Source organism: Nocardioides epinepheli, assembly GCF_037936805.1.
Lineage (GTDB): Bacteria > Actinomycetota > Actinomycetes > Propionibacteriales > Nocardioidaceae > Nocardioides.
The window spans coordinates 64,622-84,738 of sequence record NZ_JBBMMC010000010.1; the positions used below are offsets into that span (position 1 = coordinate 64,622).

At 72.1% G+C, this 20,117-nt stretch carries 16 protein-coding genes; 12 read left to right on the top strand and 4 right to left on the bottom strand.

What is annotated here, in order from left to right; translation table 11 throughout:
* Positions 1 to 148: 148 nt before the first annotated feature.
* The 3 genes from WMR31_RS14630 to WMR31_RS14640 are packed head-to-tail and all read right to left on the bottom strand — an operon-like array spanning position 149 to position 6,359.
* Complete coding sequence (locus WMR31_RS14630) at positions 149 to 4,669, bottom strand: Ig-like domain repeat protein (protein ID WP_340539592.1); 4,521 nt, start codon at positions 4,667 to 4,669, stop codon at positions 149 to 151.
* Positions 4,666 to 5,490 carry a hypothetical protein gene (locus WMR31_RS14635; protein WP_340539593.1) on the bottom strand — a complete coding sequence of 275 codons (825 nt, stop codon included), beginning with the start codon at positions 5,488 to 5,490 and terminating at the stop codon, positions 4,666 to 4,668. Before WMR31_RS14635 ends, WMR31_RS14630 begins: the two co-directional genes overlap by 4 nt.
* Positions 5,487 to 6,359, bottom strand: coding sequence for a HoxN/HupN/NixA family nickel/cobalt transporter (locus tag WMR31_RS14640; protein ID WP_340539594.1), 873 nt, complete (start codon positions 6,357 to 6,359; stop codon positions 5,487 to 5,489). Before WMR31_RS14640 ends, WMR31_RS14635 begins: the two co-directional genes overlap by 4 nt.
* Positions 6,360 to 6,729: 370 nt before the next feature.
* On the opposite strand from WMR31_RS14640, the gene WMR31_RS14645 reads away from it, so the two are divergent.
* On the top strand, positions 6,730 to 8,112 hold the full coding sequence (locus WMR31_RS14645; RefSeq protein WP_340539595.1) for a bifunctional folylpolyglutamate synthase/dihydrofolate synthase: 1,383 nt from the start codon (positions 6,730 to 6,732) through the stop codon (positions 8,110 to 8,112).
* Positions 8,109 to 8,534, top strand: coding sequence for a DUF4233 domain-containing protein (locus tag WMR31_RS14650; protein ID WP_340539596.1), 426 nt, complete (start codon positions 8,109 to 8,111; stop codon positions 8,532 to 8,534). The genes WMR31_RS14645 and WMR31_RS14650 overlap by 4 nt, the downstream gene beginning before the upstream one ends.
* Before the next feature lie 36 nt (positions 8,535 to 8,570).
* Here WMR31_RS14650 and pdxR read toward each other — a convergent pair whose 3' ends face one another.
* Positions 8,571 to 9,911, bottom strand: a complete 1,341-nt coding sequence (gene pdxR / locus WMR31_RS14655; protein ID WP_340539597.1) for a MocR-like pyridoxine biosynthesis transcription factor PdxR — start codon at positions 9,909 to 9,911, stop codon at positions 8,571 to 8,573.
* A 69-nt stretch (positions 9,912 to 9,980) separates the two neighbouring features.
* On the opposite strand from pdxR, the gene WMR31_RS14660 reads away from it, so the two are divergent.
* From WMR31_RS14660 to rodA, 10 genes are all read left to right on the top strand, one after another.
* Positions 9,981 to 10,655 (top strand): pyridoxamine 5'-phosphate oxidase family protein, encoded by a 675-nt coding sequence (locus WMR31_RS14660; RefSeq protein WP_340539598.1) that lies wholly within the window; start codon positions 9,981 to 9,983, stop codon positions 10,653 to 10,655.
* A 194-nt stretch (positions 10,656 to 10,849) separates the two neighbouring features.
* Entirely contained in the window at positions 10,850 to 11,260 is a 411-nt protein-coding gene (gene ndk, locus WMR31_RS14665; RefSeq protein WP_340539599.1) for a nucleoside-diphosphate kinase, read from the top strand.
* Positions 11,261 to 11,311: 51 nt separating this feature from the next.
* Complete coding sequence (locus WMR31_RS14670) at positions 11,312 to 11,848, top strand: hypothetical protein (protein ID WP_340539600.1); 537 nt, start codon at positions 11,312 to 11,314, stop codon at positions 11,846 to 11,848.
* 1 nt (position 11,849) lies between these two features.
* The gene (locus tag WMR31_RS14675) at positions 11,850 to 12,167 is read left to right on the top strand and encodes a hypothetical protein (RefSeq protein ID WP_340539601.1); all 318 of its coding nucleotides are present in this window, start codon (positions 11,850 to 11,852) and stop codon (positions 12,165 to 12,167) included.
* The gene (locus tag WMR31_RS14680) at positions 12,167 to 14,005 is read left to right on the top strand and encodes an alpha/beta hydrolase (RefSeq protein ID WP_340539602.1); all 1,839 of its coding nucleotides are present in this window, start codon (positions 12,167 to 12,169) and stop codon (positions 14,003 to 14,005) included. Before WMR31_RS14675 ends, WMR31_RS14680 begins: the two co-directional genes overlap by 1 nt.
* A 148-nt stretch (positions 14,006 to 14,153) precedes the next feature.
* Entirely contained in the window at positions 14,154 to 15,185 is a 1,032-nt protein-coding gene (locus WMR31_RS14685) for a rod shape-determining protein (RefSeq protein WP_340539603.1), read from the top strand.
* Positions 15,182 to 16,111, top strand: a complete 930-nt coding sequence (gene mreC, locus WMR31_RS14690; RefSeq protein WP_340539604.1) for a rod shape-determining protein MreC — start codon at positions 15,182 to 15,184, stop codon at positions 16,109 to 16,111. Before WMR31_RS14685 ends, mreC begins: the two co-directional genes overlap by 4 nt.
* Positions 16,108 to 16,710, top strand: coding sequence for a rod shape-determining protein MreD (gene mreD, locus WMR31_RS14695; RefSeq protein ID WP_340539605.1), 603 nt, complete (start codon positions 16,108 to 16,110; stop codon positions 16,708 to 16,710). The genes mreC and mreD overlap by 4 nt, the downstream gene beginning before the upstream one ends.
* Positions 16,707 to 18,839 (top strand): penicillin-binding protein 2, encoded by a 2,133-nt coding sequence (mrdA, locus tag WMR31_RS14700; protein WP_340539606.1) that lies wholly within the window; start codon positions 16,707 to 16,709, stop codon positions 18,837 to 18,839. Before mreD ends, mrdA begins: the two co-directional genes overlap by 4 nt.
* A 26-nt stretch (positions 18,840 to 18,865) precedes the next feature.
* Positions 18,866 to 20,026 carry a rod shape-determining protein RodA gene (rodA, locus tag WMR31_RS14705; RefSeq protein ID WP_340539607.1) on the top strand — a complete coding sequence of 387 codons (1,161 nt, stop codon included), beginning with the start codon at positions 18,866 to 18,868 and terminating at the stop codon, positions 20,024 to 20,026.
* The last annotated feature ends 91 nt before the right edge of the window (positions 20,027 to 20,117 follow it).

Here is a 20,117-nt window from a genome sequence, read left to right on the forward strand (position 1 = left end):
GTTCCGCGCGATTGCGCCGTCCGGGTCATCCGCCGCCGGCGTCTTTGAGGACAGCAAGGTGGTTTCGTCGGCCTGCTCAGCCTCCCGAGACGGGCCGGGCCCGGATCGCTCATGGAGGAGCGACCCGGGGCCCGGGTGGTGGGTCCGGTCAGCGCTTGAGCTTGCGGAACCGGAAGGTGGTGCGGTCGGTCGCGTAGCCGTCATCGCCGCCGTAGGTGGCGACGACCCGGTAGGTGCCCGCCTTCAACCGCGGGCCCAGCGTGCAGGTCGCGCGGCCGTCGACCACCGTGGCGGCGCACAGCCGCTTGCCGCCGCTGGTGAAGGTGACCTTGCCGGTGGCCTTCTTGGCCACGGTGGCGACCAGGCGCACCGGCTTGCCCGCCTTGACCGTGGCGGGCTTGGCCTTGGCGCTCAGCCGGGCGTCGGCCAAGGTCTTCTCGGTGATCGTCAGCACGACGAACTTGCGCGAGGTCTCGTGCTTGGCGTCGCCGGAGTAGACCACGTTGACGACGTACTCGCCCGGAGGCGGCATGACGCCGATCTTGCAGGTGGCGACGCCGTTCTCGACCGTGGCCGTGCACAGCGCGTCCTCGCCGTTGAGGAACTCGACCGTGCCGGTGGCGGTGTTGGGGCTCACGGTCGCACGCAGTGTGACGTCGTCCCCGAAGGCCGCCTTGACGTTGCCCGAGGCGACCTTCGTCGCGGTGAGCACCGGCTCGGCCGGCTCCTTCACCATGACCACCCGGCTGGCGATCGCCTGGTTGCCGTTGGCGTCCCGCACCACATAGGTGAGCCCGTAGGTGCCGGCCGTCGCGGTGTCGACCAGGCCGCTGACCTCGACGTCGGCGGTGACGTCGCCGTCGCTGTCGTCGATCGCGGTGACGCCCGCCATCGGGTCGAACGCAACTCCGACCTCGACCACATTGTCGGGGTTGTCGGCACCGGACGGCACCGTCAGCACCGGAGCGGTGACGTCGGTGCCGGCAGCCGTGGCGACGAAGACGCCGCCGAACTGGCGCAGACCGCGGACGACCTCACCGCCGGCGGTGCGGCTGTCGGCCACCCACGCGTAGAGCTCGCCGTTCTTCAGGCCGCTCCACTTCACCGTGGCCGGCCAGCCCGACTTGGCGGTGGCCTCGCCGATCACGGTGTCGGTGGGGGTGACCACGGTGAGGGCGTCGGTCTCGAAGGAGGTCTTGCGGGTCTCGAGGTCGACGGGCAGGACCAGGTTGTCCTCGGCGCCGTTGTAGCGGTGCCGGTCGTCGTACTCGGTGGCGCCGAAGTTGTCGAAGTACGGCGAGTAGGTGTCGATGCTCACCTGGGACCTCTCGACGTCGAACTGGAGCAGCCGGAGGAAGCTCGCACCGAACTGCAGCAGGTCGCTCGCGTTGTGGTCCGCGACGCCGTCGCCGTCGAGATCGATCCGCCCGTTGACCACCTTGTCGGGCCACAGCTCCCCGGCGGAGACCTTGTAGAACTGGTAGTCGGCGAGGAGCTCGACGACGTTGTGGCTCACCGTGGCACCCACGTCGGACTTCACGTTGGTGCCGACGCCGTGCTCGTGTCCGGCCAGCACCAGGAACACGTTGGGGTTGTCGGCGACGACCTGGTCGTAGAGGCGGTTGCCGTCGGCGGAGAAGGTCGAGCCGCGCCCGTCGGGTGCCGAGGACGGCGCGAGGTAGGCGTGGGTGATGAGGATCCCGTTGCGGTCGCCGTAGCGCTCGAAGACGTCGTTCGCCCAGGCGGCCTCCTCCTGGGTGACGCCGTAGGAGAGCCCCACCGCGACGAAGTCGAGGCCCCCGGCGGAGAACAGGATGTAGTTGTTCTGGTTGTCCTGTCCCTGGGTCACGGTGGCGCCGTTCTCGTCGGTCACCTCGTCGTAGGCGTGGTAGGACGCGCCCTCGGGCCACTTCTGCGCGGCGTCGTAGTAGCGCTCGGGCCCGTACCAGCGGTTGAACCGCGAGTCGGGGCCCGACTCGTTGCCGAGCTGGTTGTCGTGGTTGCCGGCGATCACCTGGTTGACCACGCCGGCGTCGTCCATCGTCGCCTGGGCGGCGGAGGTGAAGTCGAACTCGGCGGTGACCTGTTCGTCGAGACCGGGCCAGCGCAGGTTGCCGTTGGCGTCGGTGGCCAGCGGGTTGTTGTAGTCGTTCTCGATGACGTCGCCGGTGTGCGCCGCGTAGGCGATCTTGCGGCTCTGGGCGTTGTCGGCGATCCACTGCGTCGAGGCCTCGTAGGCCGAGGCCCAGACGTCCTGCTCCAAGGGCTGCATCAGGTCGGTCGGCTCGTCGACGCCGTCGAAGTCGTTGTAGGTGCCGCCGGCGGCACCCTCGGAGAGGTACTGGGTGTCGGTGAAGTGCGCCAGGGAGAAGTCGTAGTCCGAGGGGTCCTCGAAGGTGTCCTTGTCGCTCTGGGCGCTCTCGTCGCGTGGTGCGAGGTCGTCGGCGAACGGGTCGATGCCGGTGACGAGCACGTGGACGGTCTGCCCGTCGACCTGGCTCGCCTTGATCCGCCCGGTGACGACGGTGTCGCCGGTCTCGACGCCGCGGGACTCGCCCACCTGCACCCACCGGCTCGCGGTGGTGTCCCAGGCGTGCAGGGACACCGAGCGCTCCGGGTCGGCCACGCCGCTCCAGACGATGCGCTGTCCGGCGACGGCACCGGAGACGGCGACGTCGTAGCGCTGGAACGGGATCTGCTTGGTGGAGGCACTCGCCGACATCTCCCCGTCGGGGAGCTGGGTGCCGGCGGCCGGGGACTCCTCGGTGAAGTCGAAGTCGAGCGTGGTGGGCATCGTCGCGACGACGCCGCTCACGCCGTCGGCCGCGGGGGTCGCGTCGGCGGCCCGGAAGGTGGTGGTGACGTCGGACCCGTCGGGGCTGGTCGCGATCGCCGACAGCGATACCGAGCCGTTGCCCTGGCCGCTGCCGGTGCCGCCGCCGGTCGGGATCGCGGTCGAGGTGAAGTCGATCGTCCACGAGTACGCCTCGCCGAAGACCCCGGTCGCGGTGATCACGAGGCGGTGGTCCCCGGCGCGCATGCCGGGCCCGATCTCGTCGCCGGGCTCGACGGCCTCACCGTCGAGCCGGTAGCTCCAGTTGGTCGCATGGTCGGCGTTGGTGACCTCGACGTCGAAGGTCGTGGGCTCGGTGAGGTGGTCGCCCTTCGCGGGGACGGTGCGGTCCAGCCGCACCTGCGCTCCGGGGACGCTGCCGAGCTCGGCGGCGTACAGCGAGCCGATCTGGGCGGTGTCGAGGGCCCGGCTGTAGACGCGGGACGCCGCGATGGTGGTGGGGGCGTAGAACTGCGCGCCCTCGTTGTTGGCGGCGTCCGCGCCGAGCACCCACTGGGTCGCGGTCGCCGACGGCTTGCCGAGCGCGCCGGGGGCGGCGCCGGACTCCTGCAGGAGGCCGTTCACGTAGAGGTGGGCGCTCGCGCCGTCCCAGACGCCGACGGCGTGGTACCAGCGTCCTGGCTGCATGGGCATGCCGACGCCTCGGTAGGAGCCTCCGGTGTGGGGGTTGAAGGTGAGCTCGTCGCCGTAGATCGCGATGGACGTGCCGCCGGCCTCCTTCGAGGAGCAGATGTCCTCCTCCTGCGCGGCGGGGAGCGGCGCGTCGAACTTGAAGGTGCACTCGATGCTGTAGCCGTTCGCCAGCGCGTCCCACTGCTCGTAGAAGCGGTAGCCGTAGGCGTCGTCGACGCCGTCGAAGACGCCGACCTTGCGGCCGAGCGCCGAGTCGTCGGTGATGGTCGGCGCGCCCCAGGTCTTCAGCGCCAGGCCCTGGGCGTGGTCGGTGGGGGTGCCGTCGGCGAAGTCGACGTCGAGGATGTCGGCCTTCGGCACGGTGACCTCGAAGCCGTACTCGGCGGCCGCGGCGGCCACCTCGGCGGCGTTGAGCTTCTTCGACCAGACCCGGCTGCCGAGGAAGGACGCCGGCGGCGCCCACTGTCCGACGCCGGTCGGCGATGCGTCACCACCGATCACGAAACGGTGCGTCGCGGCGTTCGGCGGGGCGAGGAAGGCGCCGGTCGCGGGCGTGGAGCCCACCGGGGCGCCGTTGAGGTAGAGGGTGAGGCTCGCGCCGTCCCAGACCGAGACGGCGTGGTACCAGGTGTTGCCCTCGATCGGGCTCAGCACGCGGCGGTAGTCACCGCCGATGTGGGCCATGGTGCCGAGAGTGCCGCCGGTGACGTACAGCGACAGGCCACCTGCCTCCTTGGAGGAGCACAGGTCCTTCTCGCTGCCGATCGGCATCGTGGTGTCGACCCGGAAGACGCACTCGACCGCGAAGCCGTCGGTGATCTTGCTCCACTGGCCGGCCCAGTCGAAGGACACCGCGTCGTCGGCGAGCTGCGGGTTGCCGCTCGGGGCGGTCACCTGCATGATCTGGCCGCGGTCGGCGTCGGTGGTGTAGGTCGGCGTGCCCCATTCGGTGCGGGGCAGGCCCTGGGCGCGGTCGGTCGCCGTCGCGCCGTCGAAGTCGACGTCGAGAAGGTCTGCGGCCGGGAGGGGAGCCGGCTCGGCGGGATCGGGGGCCGCGGCGCTGGATGTCGCGCTGCCGAGGGTGGCCAGGACGCCGACCACGAGCGCGACGGCGAGGCCGAGGGCCAGCCCGGCGAACCCGGACCGGTGTGGCGGAGCTGAACGAACGTGTCGTGCGGTCACGACTGGTTCTCCTTCGTCGGTGTGAGAGGGGTGGTGCGATGACGCCGGAGCCACAGGACCCCGGCGAGAACGAGGAATGACAGGCCGAGTACCGCGCCCATCTGGATCGCCGCGCTGCGGCCGAGGTGTGGTCCGTCGGTGTCGTTGGTGTCGTCGGGCGCGGCGTGCTCGCCCGAGGCCGGCGGGGGCGCGGCGGCGGCCGTGGCGCCCGCGTCGACCAGCGCGGCGCTCGCCTCGGGAAGCTGCCAGGTGTGGCTGGTGGCGTCGGCGCTGTAGACGGTGCGCTGTCCGTCGGGTCCGCTGGCCAGCGTGCGGTAGGCCTCGTGCAGGTCGAGGAGGGTCGACACCTCGACGTCGGCGGTCTGGGGGAGTGCCGGCCGCCCGGCCGCGTCCGGGCAGCCGAACTGGAGGGTGGCGCCCTGCTTGATCAGGTCGCCGACGGCGACGACCTCGCCGGTGCACGTCTCGCCGTCGACGGCGACCTCGATGTGCTCGAGCAGGTAGTCGTGGAGCTCGGCCGACTCCGCGACGGCCGTCGCGTCGCCGTCCTCGTAGGTGATCGCGCCGTCGAGGAGGACCCGATCCTCAGGCAGCACGCCCAGGGAGATGCCGAGGAGCGTGAGGTCGTCGGACATGCCGACCCGCCACACCACCTGGACGGTCGGGCCGCTGCGGCCGACCTCGATCGTCTGCGGGTCGCCGAACGGATGGGCAGCGACCTCCGCCCCCGCAGGCGCGGTCGAGGCGATGCTCAGTGCGAGCGGAGCGAGGAGGAGGGCGACCAGCAGGAGGGGCAGCCGGGCGAGCCGGGGGGCGCTCATGCCCCGACCAGCCCGGAGACCGCGCCGAGGGAGATCCCGACGCCGATGAGGGTGATCGTCACCGCTGCGACCGCGGGCCCGACGAGGGTGGCGAACCGCAGCGTGCGGTGCGATCGTGCGGCTCGGGCGACGACGTCGCGTCCGGCGAGGGCGAGCAGGCCGACGCCGAACAGCACCGCGGCCAGGCCGAGCCCGAAGGTGATCACCAGGGCCAGCGCGAAGCCCGAACGCCCCGTGAACAGGCCGGTGACCAGGACCAGGAAGGCCGTGGGCGAGGGCACCAGCCCACCTGAGATGCCGAGCAGGATGACGCCCGGCCGGGTGCGACGGCGTGAGCCATCGATCTCCGGTGCGACCGAGACGCGCTCCAGGGTGGCGGTCTGCCCGTGCCCGTGGCCGTGTCCGTGGCCGTGCCCGTGCCCGTGTCCGTGGCCATGTCCGTGACCGCCGCCGTCGCGGACCGCTCGCCTGACGAGGAACGCCCCGACGCAGATCACGATGAGCCCGCCGGCCAGCTGCAGGATCCCGGTGAGCTGCTCGAGCCGCACCAGGTCCGAGAGGGAGAGGAAGGTCCACGCCAGGGCGACCAGCAGGACCGAGACGGTGTGCATCAGTGCGACGCTGCCGCTCATCCAGGCGGCGTCGCGAACCCGGCCCTCGGAGCCGACCAGGTACGCCGCCGCGAGACTCTTGCCGTGTCCGGGCCCGATCGCGTGGGCGGCACCGGCGATGAACGCCACCACGAAGGCGACCGGCACGAAACCCGGCGCGGTGACCAGCCCGACGAGTCGCTCGCCCCATGCGGTCGCGAACGAGAACTCGAACGAGGTCGGCCACGGCACCGACAGCATCGAGTGGGTGGTGGGCACGGAAAGCAGGGCAGCAGGGGGCATCGGCACTCCGAGGGTCGACGTCGAGACGAGCCGCAGCGCGCGCCCTGGACCCCCGGGCGGCGACCGCGCCCGTCAACCCAACTGGGCCGGCCCCACCTCCGACCGACCCTGAGGTGGACCGTGCGGGACCGGTGCGTGAACAGTTCGGCGGACGCGACGCCCTCGAGGGGCGTGTCTCCCAATTCATGGCGGCGCCGGACGCCGCCTAGGCCGCACGCCGACGGACACCGCAGCTGCTTTGAATACGCCCGGTATGCCCACGCACCTGCGGCACCGTCATCGCACGACCTAGACGACGCCGGCATCCACCAGCAATAGGAAGACACGCCCTAGACTCGGGAACGCCATGAGCGACCTGTCAGATCAGAGCCCCGAGGCCCCCGCGCCGCGCCCCGCCGAGACCTTCGAGGAGGCCGAGGACGCGCTGCTGTCTCGGTGGCCCGAGCACAAGCTGGAGCCCTCGCTGGACCGGATCCGCGCCTTCACCGAGATCCTCGGCGATCCGCAGACGGCCTACCGCTCGGTGCACCTGACCGGCACCAACGGCAAGACATCCACCGCCCGGATGATCGAGGCGCTCCTGCGCGCCCTCGACCTGCGCACCGGCCGGTTCACCTCACCGCACCTGGAGAGGATGTCCGAGCGCATCGTCATCGACGGTGAGCCGCTCGACGACGAGACGTTCGTCCAGGCGTTCAACGACATCGCGCCCTACACCCACCTGGTCGATGCCGACCAGCCCTACCCGCTCAGCTTCTTCGAGACGATCGTCGCGATGGCCTACGCCGCCTTCGCCGACGCCCCGGTCGACGTCGCCGTGGTCGAGGTCGGGATGGGCGGTGCGTGGGATGCCACCAACGTCATCGACGCAGACGTCGCGGTCGTGCTGCCGATCTCGGTCGACCACGCCAGCTACCTCGGCGACACGCCGGCCGCGATCGCCGAGGAGAAGGCCGGGATCATCAAGGCCGGCTCCACGGTGGTCTCCGCGGCGCAGGAGCCCGACGTCGCCGCGGTGATCGCCGACCGGGTCGCGGAGGTCGGCGCGACGCTGGTGCGCGAGGGCGTCGACTTCGGCGTGGCCAGCCGCGCCGCCGCCGTCGGCGGTCAGGTCGTGACCCTGCGCGGGCTGCGCGGGGTGTACGAGGAGGTCTTCCTCCCGCTCTTCGGAGCCCACCAGGCCCAGAACGCCGCGGTCGCTCTCGCGGCGGTCGAGGCGCTCGCCGGCGAGCAGCCCCTCGACGACGAGCTGGTGCGCGAGGCGTTCGCCTCGGTGGCCTCGCCGGGCCGGCTCGAGATCGTGCGCCGTAGCCCCACCGTCATCCTCGACGCCGCTCACAACCCGCACGGTGCCGAGGCGACGGCCGCCGCGCTGGAGGACTCCTTCCAGCTCGACCCGGTTATCGGCGTCATCGGGGTGATGGGCGACAAGGACGCCGAGGGCCTGCTGGCGGCGTTCGAGCCGCACCTGGCCCACGTCGTGTGCACCCAGAGCACCTCCGACCGCGCGCTCCCGGCCGCCGACCTCGCGCGGATCGCGGTGGAGGTGTTCGGCGAGGACCGGGTGACCGTCGAGCCGCGCCTCATCGACGCGATCGAGCAGGCCGCCACGCTCGCCGAGGCCGGTGAGGCGCTCACCAGCTCGCTGAGCTCGGGTGCGGTGCTGGTCACCGGCTCGATCGTCACCGTCGGTGAGGCCCGCACGCTGCTCAAGGGGCGCAGCGCGTGAGCCTTGATTCGGACGGAGATCCCCGCGGGCCCGCCGAGTACCACGCGCTCGAGGACCCCGATCGGACGCGCTCTCCCCGGCGCGGCATGTGCGCCGCGGTCCTGTCGCTGGAGGCGATCACCCTGGGCCTGAGCACGCCGGTGATGATCACCGTCGCCGACGTGCCCCCGAAGGTCGCCCTCCCGATCGGCCTTGGTCTGATGGTCGCGTGCCTGCTCGTCGCCGGGCTGCTGCGCCGCGAATGGGGCTACGTGCTCGGCTGGATCCTCCAGGTCGCCGCCATCGCCCTCGGCTTCTTCACCGCCACCATGTTCTTCCTCGGTGGGGTCTTCGCGGCGCTGTGGGCCACGGCCTACCTCCTGGGCCGCAAGATCGAACGCGACCGGGCGGCCGCCTACGCCGCCTTCGACGCCCAGCAGTAGGTCCAGCAGTAGGTCCAGCGTCGCCCCGAGACGGAGTCAGCTCCTCGCCAGACCGCGCCGCAGCGCGGCGAGCACCCGGTCGAGCTGGGCGTCGGTGACGCCGCCGAAGGCGACCACCAGGCCGGTGAGCGGCGAGGTGCGGGTGTAGTCGGCCAGGAGCGGGACGTCGAACCCGGCGCGGCGGGCCTCGGCCCGAGCGGTGCGGGCTCGCTCGGCGTCCATCAGCCAGGTGGAGTACATGCCGGCACTGGGCCCGGCGGCCGTCGCATATGGCGACATGGCCTCCACGACCCGAGGGGCTCGCTCGGCATAGACCCGGCGCGCCGACCGCACGACCTTGTCGACGTAGCCGTCGCGCAGGAGGGTGACGAAGGCGCGCTGCACCGGCCAGGGGACGGAGTCGTGGGTCGCGGCGCGACGTCGCCGGATCGCCTCACCGAGCTCGGGCGGCGGCACCATCCATCCCAGACGCAGGCTCGGAGCGACCGACTTCGACGCCGTGCCGAGGTAGGTGACGCGGGTGCGGTCGAGGGAGGCCAGTGCCGGTACCGGTGCGACGTCGTAGCGGAACTCCGAGTCGTAGTCGTCCTCCACGATCTGGGCCTCGGCCGTGGTCGCGGCAGCCAGCAGCGCGAGACGGTCGGCGGCCGACATCACGACGCCGAGGGGGTGCTGGTGGGCCGGCGTCACGTACGCCGCGGCGGCTCCGACCAAGGCGTGTGGGCCGACCGGTCGGCCGGCCGGCAGGTCGACCACCGCGCGACCCGCCGCCTGCACCGTGGCGACCGCCGCGCGGTAGCCGGGGTCCTCGGCTGCCACCGGACCGGGGCGCAGCTCGGCGAGCAGGTGGCGCAGGCCGTCGGTGGTGCCGCCGGTGACCACGACCTCCTCCGGGTCGCACCGCACGGCGCGAATCCGGCCGATCCGCTCGGCCAGCAGCCGGCGCAGCTCGGGCAGGCCGCGGGGATCGTCGTATCCGCGTGGCGGTGCGGCCGTCGACACCTCGCGCCAGGCGCGGCGCCAGCCGGCTGCATGCCGTGGGTCGATCCACGGCATCCCGGTGTCCAGCCGGAGCACCGGGCGCTTGTCGGTCTCGGGCGGACGCGACGGGATCGGAGCGATCGCGTGCCCCTGGGCCGCGACGTAGGTCCCCGCGCCCCGCCGCGTCTCGAGCCAGCCCTCGGCGACGAGCTGGTCGTAGGCCTGCTCGGTGACCGAGCGGGCCACGCCCAGGTCGGCGGCCAGGGCACGAGAGCTGGGGAGCCGCTCGCCCCGTGCCACGACGCCGTCGGCGAGCAGGGTCCGGATCGCCAGCGACAGCTGGCGGTGCAACGGGTCGGCTGCCCGGCGGTCGAGCGTGACCGGGAGGATCGGCACAAAGTGTCCTGTTCGAGTCGTAGGAAACTGGACCGTTCGCCCAGGCCAGTTCTCTGTCAGCCTAGAGGGGTGAGTACCTCCGATCTGTCCCCGACCCCGCGCACCACGGTCCGGCGTGGGAAGGAGCGCGCGCTCGTCGATCGGGAGGAGATGTTCGCGCTGCTCGACGATGCCCTGGTCGCCCATGTCGGGGTCGTCGTCGACGGTCACCCCGTGGTGATCCCCGTGGCATTCGCCGTGGACCGCGACGGTCCGGACGCGGACGGCACGCTCTACATCCACGGCTCCGTCGCCGCGCGCTGGCTCACCGGAGCCGAGGACGCGACCGTGTGCGTGACCATCACCGAGCTCGACGGACTGGTGGCCGCGCGATCAGGCTTCCACCACTCGATGAACTACCGCAGCGTCGTGGTGATCGGGCCGGCCCGCATCGTGGCGGACCCCGAGGAGCGGGCCCGCGCGCTCGACCTCACCGTGGACCACATGATCGCCGGCCGCGCCGCGACGCTGCGGCCACACACCAAGAAGGAGCTGGCCGCCACCTCGGTCCTCGCCGTCGCGTTGCACGAGGCCTCGATGAAGAAGCGCGCCGAGGGACCCGTCGACGATCCCGAAGACGTCGCCGCCGGCGTCTGGGGCGGGGTGGTGCCGCTGCGCCGGGTCAGCTCCGGTCCGGTCTCGGGAGCCGACTCTCACGACGAGGTGCCCGCCGACGTGCTCGCCGCCGCGGCCCGGTTCACCTGACGCCGGTCCGCCACGTACGGGGTCCGCCACGTACGGGGTCCGCCACGTACGGGGTCCGCCACGTACGGGGTCCGCCACGTACGGGATCTCCCACGTGCGGGAGCCGCCACGTGCGGGAGCCGCCACGTACGGGATCGTCCACGCACGGGATCCCGTGCGGCGCGGTGCCGCGCCGCGGCACTACGCTGCCGGTCATGACGCAGCGCACCCTCGTCCTTCTCAAGCCCGACACGGTTCGCCGCGGTCTCGTGGGGGAGGTCCTGTCCCGGTTCGAGGCCAAGGGACTCACGATCGTGGCCATGGAGCTGCGCACCATCGACGGCGAGATGGCCGACCGCCACTACGCCGAGCACGTCGACCGCGACTTCTACCCGCCGCTGCGGGACTTCGCCACCAGCGGACCGCTCGTCTCGCTCGTGCTCGAGGGGGACGAGGCGATCGACGTCGTGCGCGCGCTCAACGGCGCGACCGACGGCCGCAAGGCCGCCCCCGGCACGATCCGCGGTGACTTCTCACTCTCCAACCGCGAGAACCTCGTGCACGCCTCGGACTCGCCGGAGTCCGCGGCCCGCGAGATCGCGCTCTGGTACCCCGCGCTCAGTTGATTCTCAGATTCGTCGTTTCCTCCGGTCGGCGCCGGGGGAGGCTCACCGGGCATGAGCCACTCGGATCCGCTCCCTGATCCCTTCTGGCGGGCGTTCCATCGCCGTCAGCCCGACGTCGACCTGGTCCTCCTGCCACCGGCCCATCCCGCCGAACAGTCGACGGCCCGCACCGCCGAGCGAGCCCTCGACGACGCCGCAGCCGCGGCCACCCTGACCCGCATCGAGCACACCCTGCACGCGATCTGCGCGGGGCTCGCGCCGCCGGTGGACGCGGCGCCCTCGGCGCGCTGGTCCTACGACGCCGACCCCGGCCGGATCCGCGCGACCGCTCAGGTCGTCGAACGGCGCGCCGACGGACTCCAGGTGCTACTCGCGCTCGCCGGACGGCTGGACGACGACGGGTGGGTCCTCACCCGGCCACCGGCCAAGGTCGCGCGGCTGCTGGCCCGCCGCGGCGACCTCGAGCTCGCGGCGTCCTACGCCGAGCCCGGCGGCGTCCTGCTCCTCACGCTGGCCACCACGCCCTACGACGTCGGCGTCGACCGTGCCCGCACGGTGGTCCGCGCCGTCCGAGGCCGGGCGAGCTGAGGTGGCCGGCGAGAGCTCGTGGGAGGTCGTGCCGGCCACGGTCGGCGTCGTCTCGCGCCGCTGGGACGAACAGCATCTGGACCTCCAGGCGGCAGCCGGCCAGATCCGCGACGCCGGGACCAGCGGATTCACCGCCGCGGTCACCGGGCCGGCCCGCCGGTTCCTGACCACCTGGGACCGCCACGCCACCGGGCTGGGGAACACCTGCGAGACCACGGCCGACGGCCTGCGGGTCGCGATCGAGGACTACCTCGCCACCGACCGGGCGACCGAGGCCGAGATCGGAGCGCTCGATCCCTATCGCGAGGAGGAGCGCTGATGGCAACCCCCGTCGCGCTCGTCACGCTGCCGACACTTCCACGCCGCCCGCGCCCGGTCCCGCCCCTCACCGTGGCCCCGGAGTCGGTCCGCACCTGCGGAGCCCAGCTGCTGGCCGCCTCCGCGCAGGTCGACGACCTCGGCACCTTCATCGCGGGAAAGGCCCGCGCCGGCGACTGGCACGGCACCGGCTCCACCTCGTACCACGCGACCCTCCCGCCGCTGGGTCGTCAGGCGGACGCGATGTCGCTGGCCCTGCGCGGTGTCGCGCAGCGGGTCGACGCGCACGCCGACGAGATGGAGTCGCTGGTCCGCCGGCGTACGGACCTGCTGGAGATGCGCACCGGCCTCGACGCCGAGATCGATGCCCTCGAGGCTCGCGCCGCGGCCGGTCCCACCGCGGAGGAGGTGGTCGCCCTCGGCGACGACTGCGTCAGGGTCCAGGGGAGGGTCGAGGCCTACGAGGCCGACGTGACCCTCTGGCGCGGCGACGTGTCCGCCGAGGAGAGCGAGATGGTCGCTGCGTTCGAGCGCGTGCTCGACCTCGACGCCGTCGACCGGTTCTACGGCGGCGTGCCGGATCCGGCGGACGCCGCACTCGCCCGCAGGCCCGGAGCCGGCGCGAGCGCCACCGAGGTCAACGACTGGTGGGACAGCCTGACCTCGACCGAGCAGGCCGCGATCATCGCCGCCGCACCCGGTTCGATCGGCAACCTCGACGGCATTCCCGCCTCCGCCAGGCACGCCGCGAACGCCGTCGCGCTCGACCGCGATCTCGCCGACTGGGGCAATGCCGAGTCGCAGGGCCTGCTCTCCGAGGAGGAGGAGCGTTGGCTGGAGAACGCCCGGGCCGCCCGCGACGCCCGCGACGAGATCGAGAACCGCACCGACCCGGTCACCGGTGAGCCGATCCTCGCGCAGATCTACATCTACGACCCCACCGCCTTCGACGGCGACGGCGCGATCGCCATCTCCGCGGGCGACCTCGACACCGCCGACAACGTCGCGGTCGTGGTGCCCGGGCTCGGGACCGACGCCGAGAGCGCGCCCTACCAGGCCGATCGCGCGGCCACGCTGTATGAGTCCTCACGCTTCCTCGACCCCGACGAGACCAACGCCTCGATGTTCTGGATCGGCTACGACGCCCCCGACAACCTGCCGTGGGACGAGGGCTGGGACTGGGCGCAGGTGGTCAACGAGGACCTCGCCACGCAGGGCGGCGAGCACCTCGCCGACACCATCGACGGACTGCGCGCCGCTCGCGACGGCGACCCCGCGCATCTCACCGCGATCGGGCACTCCTACGGCTCGACCACCACCGGCCACGCCGCGCACGACCACGGTCTCGACGTCGACGAGATCGTCGTCGTGGGCAGTCCCGGACTGGGCGGGGACACCGACCAGGCCAGCGACCTGGGCATCGATCCGGACCACGTGTGGGCCGGATCGAACAGCCGCGATCCCGTCGCGCAGCTGGCCAACGACGGGTGGGTCCACGGCGAGCTGCTCGACGGCGCGGGGCTGGGGGACGACCCGGTCGAGGACGACTTCGGCGCCAACCGGTTCGAGGCCGAGGACGTCTCGCGGCCAGATCACATCGACTTCGGGCAGCACTCCCTCTACTTCGAGCACAACACCGAGTCGCTCTACAACATCAGCCAGATCGTCAACGGCGACGGCGCCACCGAGGCCACCCAGGCCGGTCATGTCCACGATCCCTGGTGGGGCGGCCCGCAGGACCCCGAGTGGGACCGCGACCCGTCGACCACCACCACCCAGCCCAGATCTCAGTCAGGTAGCCGGTCGGTCTCCTCCGGAGGCTCGTCCGGCCCCTGGTAGGAACCCGGCACCGAGTTCCGCGACACGCCCCCGCGCCTGCGTCGTCCCACCAGCCCCACTGCTTACGCTGGCTACCGGGTACGGCGTCTCGTGCGCGACGCCATGCCACCTTCCCCCGATTCGCGCACGACCAGTGAGGCACGCGCGCATGGCGAACAGCATCATCGGCCGCGACATGGCCGTGGATCTCGGCACCGCCAACACGCTGGTCTACGTCCGCCGCAAGGGCGTGGTGCTCGACGAGCCGAGCGTCGTCGCGCTCAACGACACCACCGGCGAGGTCCTCGCCGTAGGGCACGAGGCCAAGCGGATGGTGGGCCGCACCCCTGACAACATCACCGCGCTGCGGCCCCTCGAGGACGGTGTCATCGCCGACTTCGAGGCCACCGAGCAGATGCTGCGCCACTTCATCCTGCGGGTCCACCGGCGCCGCTACTTCGCCAAGCCGCGCATGGTCATCTGCGTGCCGTCGGGGATCACCGCCGTCGAGCAGCGGGCGGTGAAGGAGGCCGGCTACCAGGCGGGCGCCCGGAGGGTCTACATCGTCGAGGAGCCGATGGCGGCCGCGATCGGCGCCGGGCTGCCGGTGCACCGGCCCACCGGCAACATGGTCGTCGACGTCGGAGGCGGCACCACCGAGGTCGCAGTCATCTCCCTCGGCGGCATCGTCACCAGCCTGAGCATCCGGACCGCCGGCGATGACCTCGACCAGGCGATCGTGAACTGGATGAAGAAGGAGCACTCCCTGATGCTCGGGGAGCGCACTGCCGAGGAGATCAAGATGACCCTCGGCTCGGCCTTCCCGACCAGCGACGAGCCGGTCGCCGAGGTCCGTGGGCGGGACCTGGTCAGCGGGCTCCCGCGCACCATCGAGGTGAGCGCCAGCCAGATCCGCAAGGCGATCGAGGAGCCGCTGCACTCGATCGTCGACGCCGTCCGGGTCACCCTCGACCAGACGCCGCCAGAGCTCGCCGGCGACATCATGGACCGCGGCATCGTGCTCACCGGCGGTGGCGCGCTGCTGCGCGGACTCGATGAGCGCCTGCGCCACGAGACCGGGATGCCGGTCCACGTGGCCGAGAATCCGCTGCTCTCCGTGGCGATTGGCGCGGGCCGGTGCGTCGAGGAGTTCGAGGCCCTCCAGCAGGTGCTGGTCGCCGACACCAGGCGGGTGCGATGAGATCGTTCCGGCAGCGCCGCTTCGGCCACGCCCGGAGCGAGGGTGAGGGCTCCCAGCCCGGCACTCCGCCCCGATCGCTGGTGCTCGCACTGGTGCTCGCCTGCGCCAGCCTGATGGTGCTCGACCAGAGCGGCTCGGTGCTCGACCCGGCCCGCCGTGCGGTGGGGGAGGTCGTCGGGCCCGCGCAGTCGGTCACCGCCGACGTCGTCCGCCCGATCGTCGAGTTCCCCGACCGGCTCGAGCGCCAGGACCAGCTGCGCGCCGACCTCGCCGCGCTCGAGGCCGAGAACGACGACCTGCGCTCCAAGGTGCGCACCTCCGGCCTGGACCGCAACCGCCTGGCCGAGTACGACGGCCTCACCTCGGCCGCGGAGGAGATCGGGGCGGCGCTGGTGCCCGCCCGGGTGATCGGCATCGGGGCCTCCCAGTCGTTCTCGAGCACCGTCACCATCGACGCCGGCTCCGACTCCGGCATCACCCCCGACCTCACCGTGGTCAACAACGACGGTCTGGTCGGCCGAGTGCTGCGGGTCACCAGCACGACGGCCACCGTGCTCCTGATCGTCGACCCCGACTCCGCCGTCGGCGCGCGGGTGGCCGACGACATGGAGCTCGGCTTCCTCACCGGCCGCGGCGACCTCGGTGGCGACGCCCGCCTCGACCTCGAGCTGGTCGACCAGACCGTGGTGCCGCACAAGAACGACGTGGTGGTCACCTGGGGGAGCAGCCAGGGCCAGAGCCCGTACGTGTCCGGTGTGCCGGTCGGCGAGGTCGTGTCGGTGTACTCGAGCGTCCGGGAGACCAGCCAGCGCGCCGTCGTCGATCCGTTCGTCGACTTCGCCGCCCTCGACCTGGTCGGCGTGGTCGTGCCGTCCGGGACCCGCAGCGACCGCGCCGTGATCGAAGCCGACGGGAGCCTGCGATGAGCGCGCCCACCAGCACCCCCACGCGCACCGGCCGGCTGCGTGACCTCGGCGCCGGCCGCGGACCGAGCCGGCTCACCGGACTGCCGGGGCTCGGAATCGCTCGGGGCGCGTTCGTCGCCCTGGCGGTCGGGGTCGCGCTGCTGTTCCAGACCACGGTCTTTCCGCACTTCCACTGGCACGGCGTCGGCCCGAACCTCGTCCTCCTCGTCGTCGTGGCCAGCGGCCTGGCCCGCGGCGCGCACTTCGGCATGGTGGCCGGGTTCGCCGCGGGCCTCCTGCTCGACCTTGCGCCGCCGGCCGACCACGCCGCCGGTCGGTGGGCGCTGGCCCTGATGGCGGTCGGGTACGTCGCGGGCCGGGTCCGGCAGGACGCGCCCGCCGGCGTCGGGGGTGCGCTCGCGGCCGTGGCCGCCTGCTCGTTCCTCGGCTCCTCGATCTTCGCCCTGACCGGCCTGGTGCTCGACCCCGGTGTCGGCGTCCCCGACCTGCTCGAGGTCGTCCTCGCCGGCGTGGTGTGGGACCTCGTGCTCGCCGCGTTCGTGGTCCCGGTCGTGCTGCGCGGGCTCGCCGCGCTCGACCCCTCGACGGACCGCTCGTGACGGCGCCGGCGGCAGCCACCGCGACCCGCAGCCGGCTGCGGCTCGTCGTCATCCAGGCGCTGGTCTTCTCGCTGTTCGCGACACTGCTGGTCCGCCTGTACTACCTCCAGGTCGTCAGCGGCGAGGAGTACCAGGGACGCGCCGCCGCCCAGTCGGTCCGGGAGATCGTCGTCCAGCCGACCCGCGGACTCATCGTCGACGACCAGGGACGCCCGCTGGTCACCAACCGGCTCACGTGGGTCGTGTCGCTGGACCGCAACGTGCTCGACAAGCTCGACGACCACGACCGCCGGGTCCTGCTGCGCCGCGTGTCGCGCGTGGTGGACGTGAAGCCGCGACGGATCGAGAAGAAGCTGGTCAGCTGCGGCGCCGAGGGCTCCGAGCCCGGCGTGTGCTGGAACGGGTCGCCCTACCAGCCCGTGCCGATCGCCTCCGACATCGCCCAGCGCAAGGCCCAGCAGTTCCGCGAGCAGCCCGAGGACTACCCAGGCGTCGTCGTCGACCAGCAGAGCGTGCGGGCCTACCCGCAGCCGTTCGGCGTCAACGCCGCCCACCTGCTCGGCTACCTGAGCCCGATCACCGAGGACGAGCTCGACGCCGCCGAGGGTGACGGCGACCGCTCGGTCAACGGCGCCTCCGTGGTCGGCCGTGCCGGGATCGAGCAGCAGTACGACAAGTGGCTGCGGGGGATGCCCGGCTACGACCAGGTCGACGTCGACTCGATGGGCCGGGTGATCGGCGACCACGACCGCGTGGAGGCCCAGCCCGGCGACACCCTGGTCACCTCGATCGATGCGAAGGTGCAAAGCGTCGCCGAGCAGCAGCTCCACGAGGCGATCACCACCGCTCGCGCCACCCGCGACCCCGTCACCGGCCGCAACTACGTCGCCGACTCCGGCGCCGTCGTCGTCCTCGAGGCCGACACCGGTCGCGTGGTCGCCGCCGCCAGCCAGCCGACCTACGACCCCTCGGTGTGGGTCGGGGGCATCACCAAGAAGCAGCTGTCCGCGCTGTACTCGGAGAAGTCCGGGACGCCGCTGCTCAGCCGCGCCACTCAGGGACAGTTCGCGCCGGGCTCGACGTGGAAGCCGTTCATGACGGCCGGAGCACTCACTCACGGCTACAGCCCCGACACCCGGCTGGACTGCTCGTCGTCGTTCCGGGTGGGCAACCGCGACTTCAAGAACTACGAGTCGGGCGCCTACGGCTCCATCTCGTTCGCCCAGGCCCTCGAGGTCTCCTGCAACACGTTCTTCTACCGGGTCGGCTACGACTACTGGCAGCGCTTCGGCTCCGACGTCGGCGACGTCGACGCGCCCGACCCGCTCGTGGCCGAGGCCAAGAAGTTCGGCTTCGGCTCCGAGACCGGCATCGACCTGCCGGGGGAGGCATCGGGTCGCATCGCCGACCGTCGCTGGAAGCGGGCCTACTACAACTCGATGAAGGACTACTACTGCGGCATCGCCGACAAGCCGCAGGACTCCGACACCTCCGACTTCGTCTACAAGTTCGCCCGCGAGTTCTGCGTCGAGGGCTACGCCTATCGCGCCGGCGACGCCGTCAACTTCGCGATCGGGCAGGGCGACACGATCGTCACGCCACTCCAGCTCGCCCGTGCCTACGGCGCGATCGCCAACGGCGGCACGCTCTACGAGCCGCGGGTGGCCCGCGCGGTGGTGGCCGCCGACGGCACCGTGGTGCGCAACATCGCGCCGAAGAAGGCCGGCACGGTGGACCTGCCCGACCATGTGATCGGCTACCTCGACGAGGCCCTCAAGGGCGTCACCCGGCAGGGCACGATGGCCTGGCGGATGGACGGCTTCCCGCTCGAGGAGGTCCCGATCCGCTCCAAGACCGGCTCGGCCGAGGTCTACGGCAAGCAGTCGACCTCCTGGGTCGCCTCCTACTCCGACGACTACGTCGTGGTGATGATGGTCAGCCAGGGCGGCACGGGCTCGGGCACCTCGGGGCCGGGGATCCGCAAGATCTGGGAGGCGCTGTACGGCGTCCGCGACGATCAGGTGGTGCCCGACCGGGCCGCCATCCCCGGCACCACGCTTCCTGGGGACCTGCCGGTCTTCCAGGACAACGGCTCGATCCTGCCGCCCGCGCGGTCCAAGGACGACTGAGCGACGCACATGGAGGTGAGCGAACGATGAAGACCGTGCCCGGCCTGGACCGGATCCTGCTGGCGGCAGTGGTCGCGCTGAGCGTGATCGGCTGCCTGCTCGTCTGGTCCGCGACCAGCGCCCGCGCCGATCTCACCGGTGGCGACCCACGGGCGTTCCTGGAGAAGCAGATCGTCAACGTCGCCATCGGGCTCGGCCTGCTGCTCGTCGTCTTGATGACCGACCACCGGTGGGTGCGCATCATGGCGCCGCTGGTCTACCTGGCCTCGATCGGCGGCCTGGTCCTCGTGCTCGCCATGGGCACGGTCGTCAACGGCTCCCGGTCGTGGCTGATGATCGGCGGCCTGTCGATCCAGCCCTCGGAGTTCGCCAAGCTCGCCGTCGTGATCGGGATGGCGCTGGTCGTCGCCGAGCGCGCCGAGGGACGCCGGCGCGGCCGGGTCGGCCTCGGCGACGTGATCGCGCTGCTGCTCATCGCCGCGATCCCGGCCGCCCTGATCCTGCTCCAGCCCGACCTCGGCACGATGCTGGTCCTCTCGGCCACCGTCTTCGGTGTGCTCGCCGCCGCCGGGACGCCGCGCCGGTGGCTGTTCCTGGTGGCCGGCGGCGGTCTCGGCGCCGTCGTGATCGCCGTCTCGGCCGGGGTGCTCGAGGACTACCAGATCGACCGCTTCCTCGCCTTCATCAACCCCGACCTCGACCCGCGCGGTGCCGGCTACAACGTCGAGCAGGCGCGCATCGCCATCGGCAACGGCGGCCTGTGGGGGCAGGGCCTGTTCGACGGCTCGCAGACCCGGGCCGGCTTCGTGCCGGAGCAGCACACCGACTTCGTCTTCACCGTGGCCGGCGAGGAGCTCGGCCTCGTCGGCGCCGGGCTGATCATCGCGCTGCTCGGCGTCGTGCTGTGGCGCGCGCTGCGCATCGCCCGGCGCACCGACGACGTGTTCGGCCGGGTCGCGGCCGCCGGGATCGCCTGCTGGTTCGGCTTCCAGGCCTTCCAGAACATCGGCATGTGCCTGGGCATCATGCCGGTCACCGGCGTCCCGCTGCCCTTTGTGTCCTACGGCGGCAGCTCGATCTTCGCCTCGATGCTCGCCGTCGGCCTGCTCCTCAACATCTCCCGGCGGGCCGCCGAGTCGCCGGCGGCTCGACTGCAGCCGACGTCGCGCGTGCTGGTTCGCGTCTGAGGCCACGAGGCGGCGCCGCGACTTGTCGGGTGAAATCTGAACTTCGCGGCCGGGATATCGCCCGACAAGTTCAGGTTTCCCCGGTCGACCG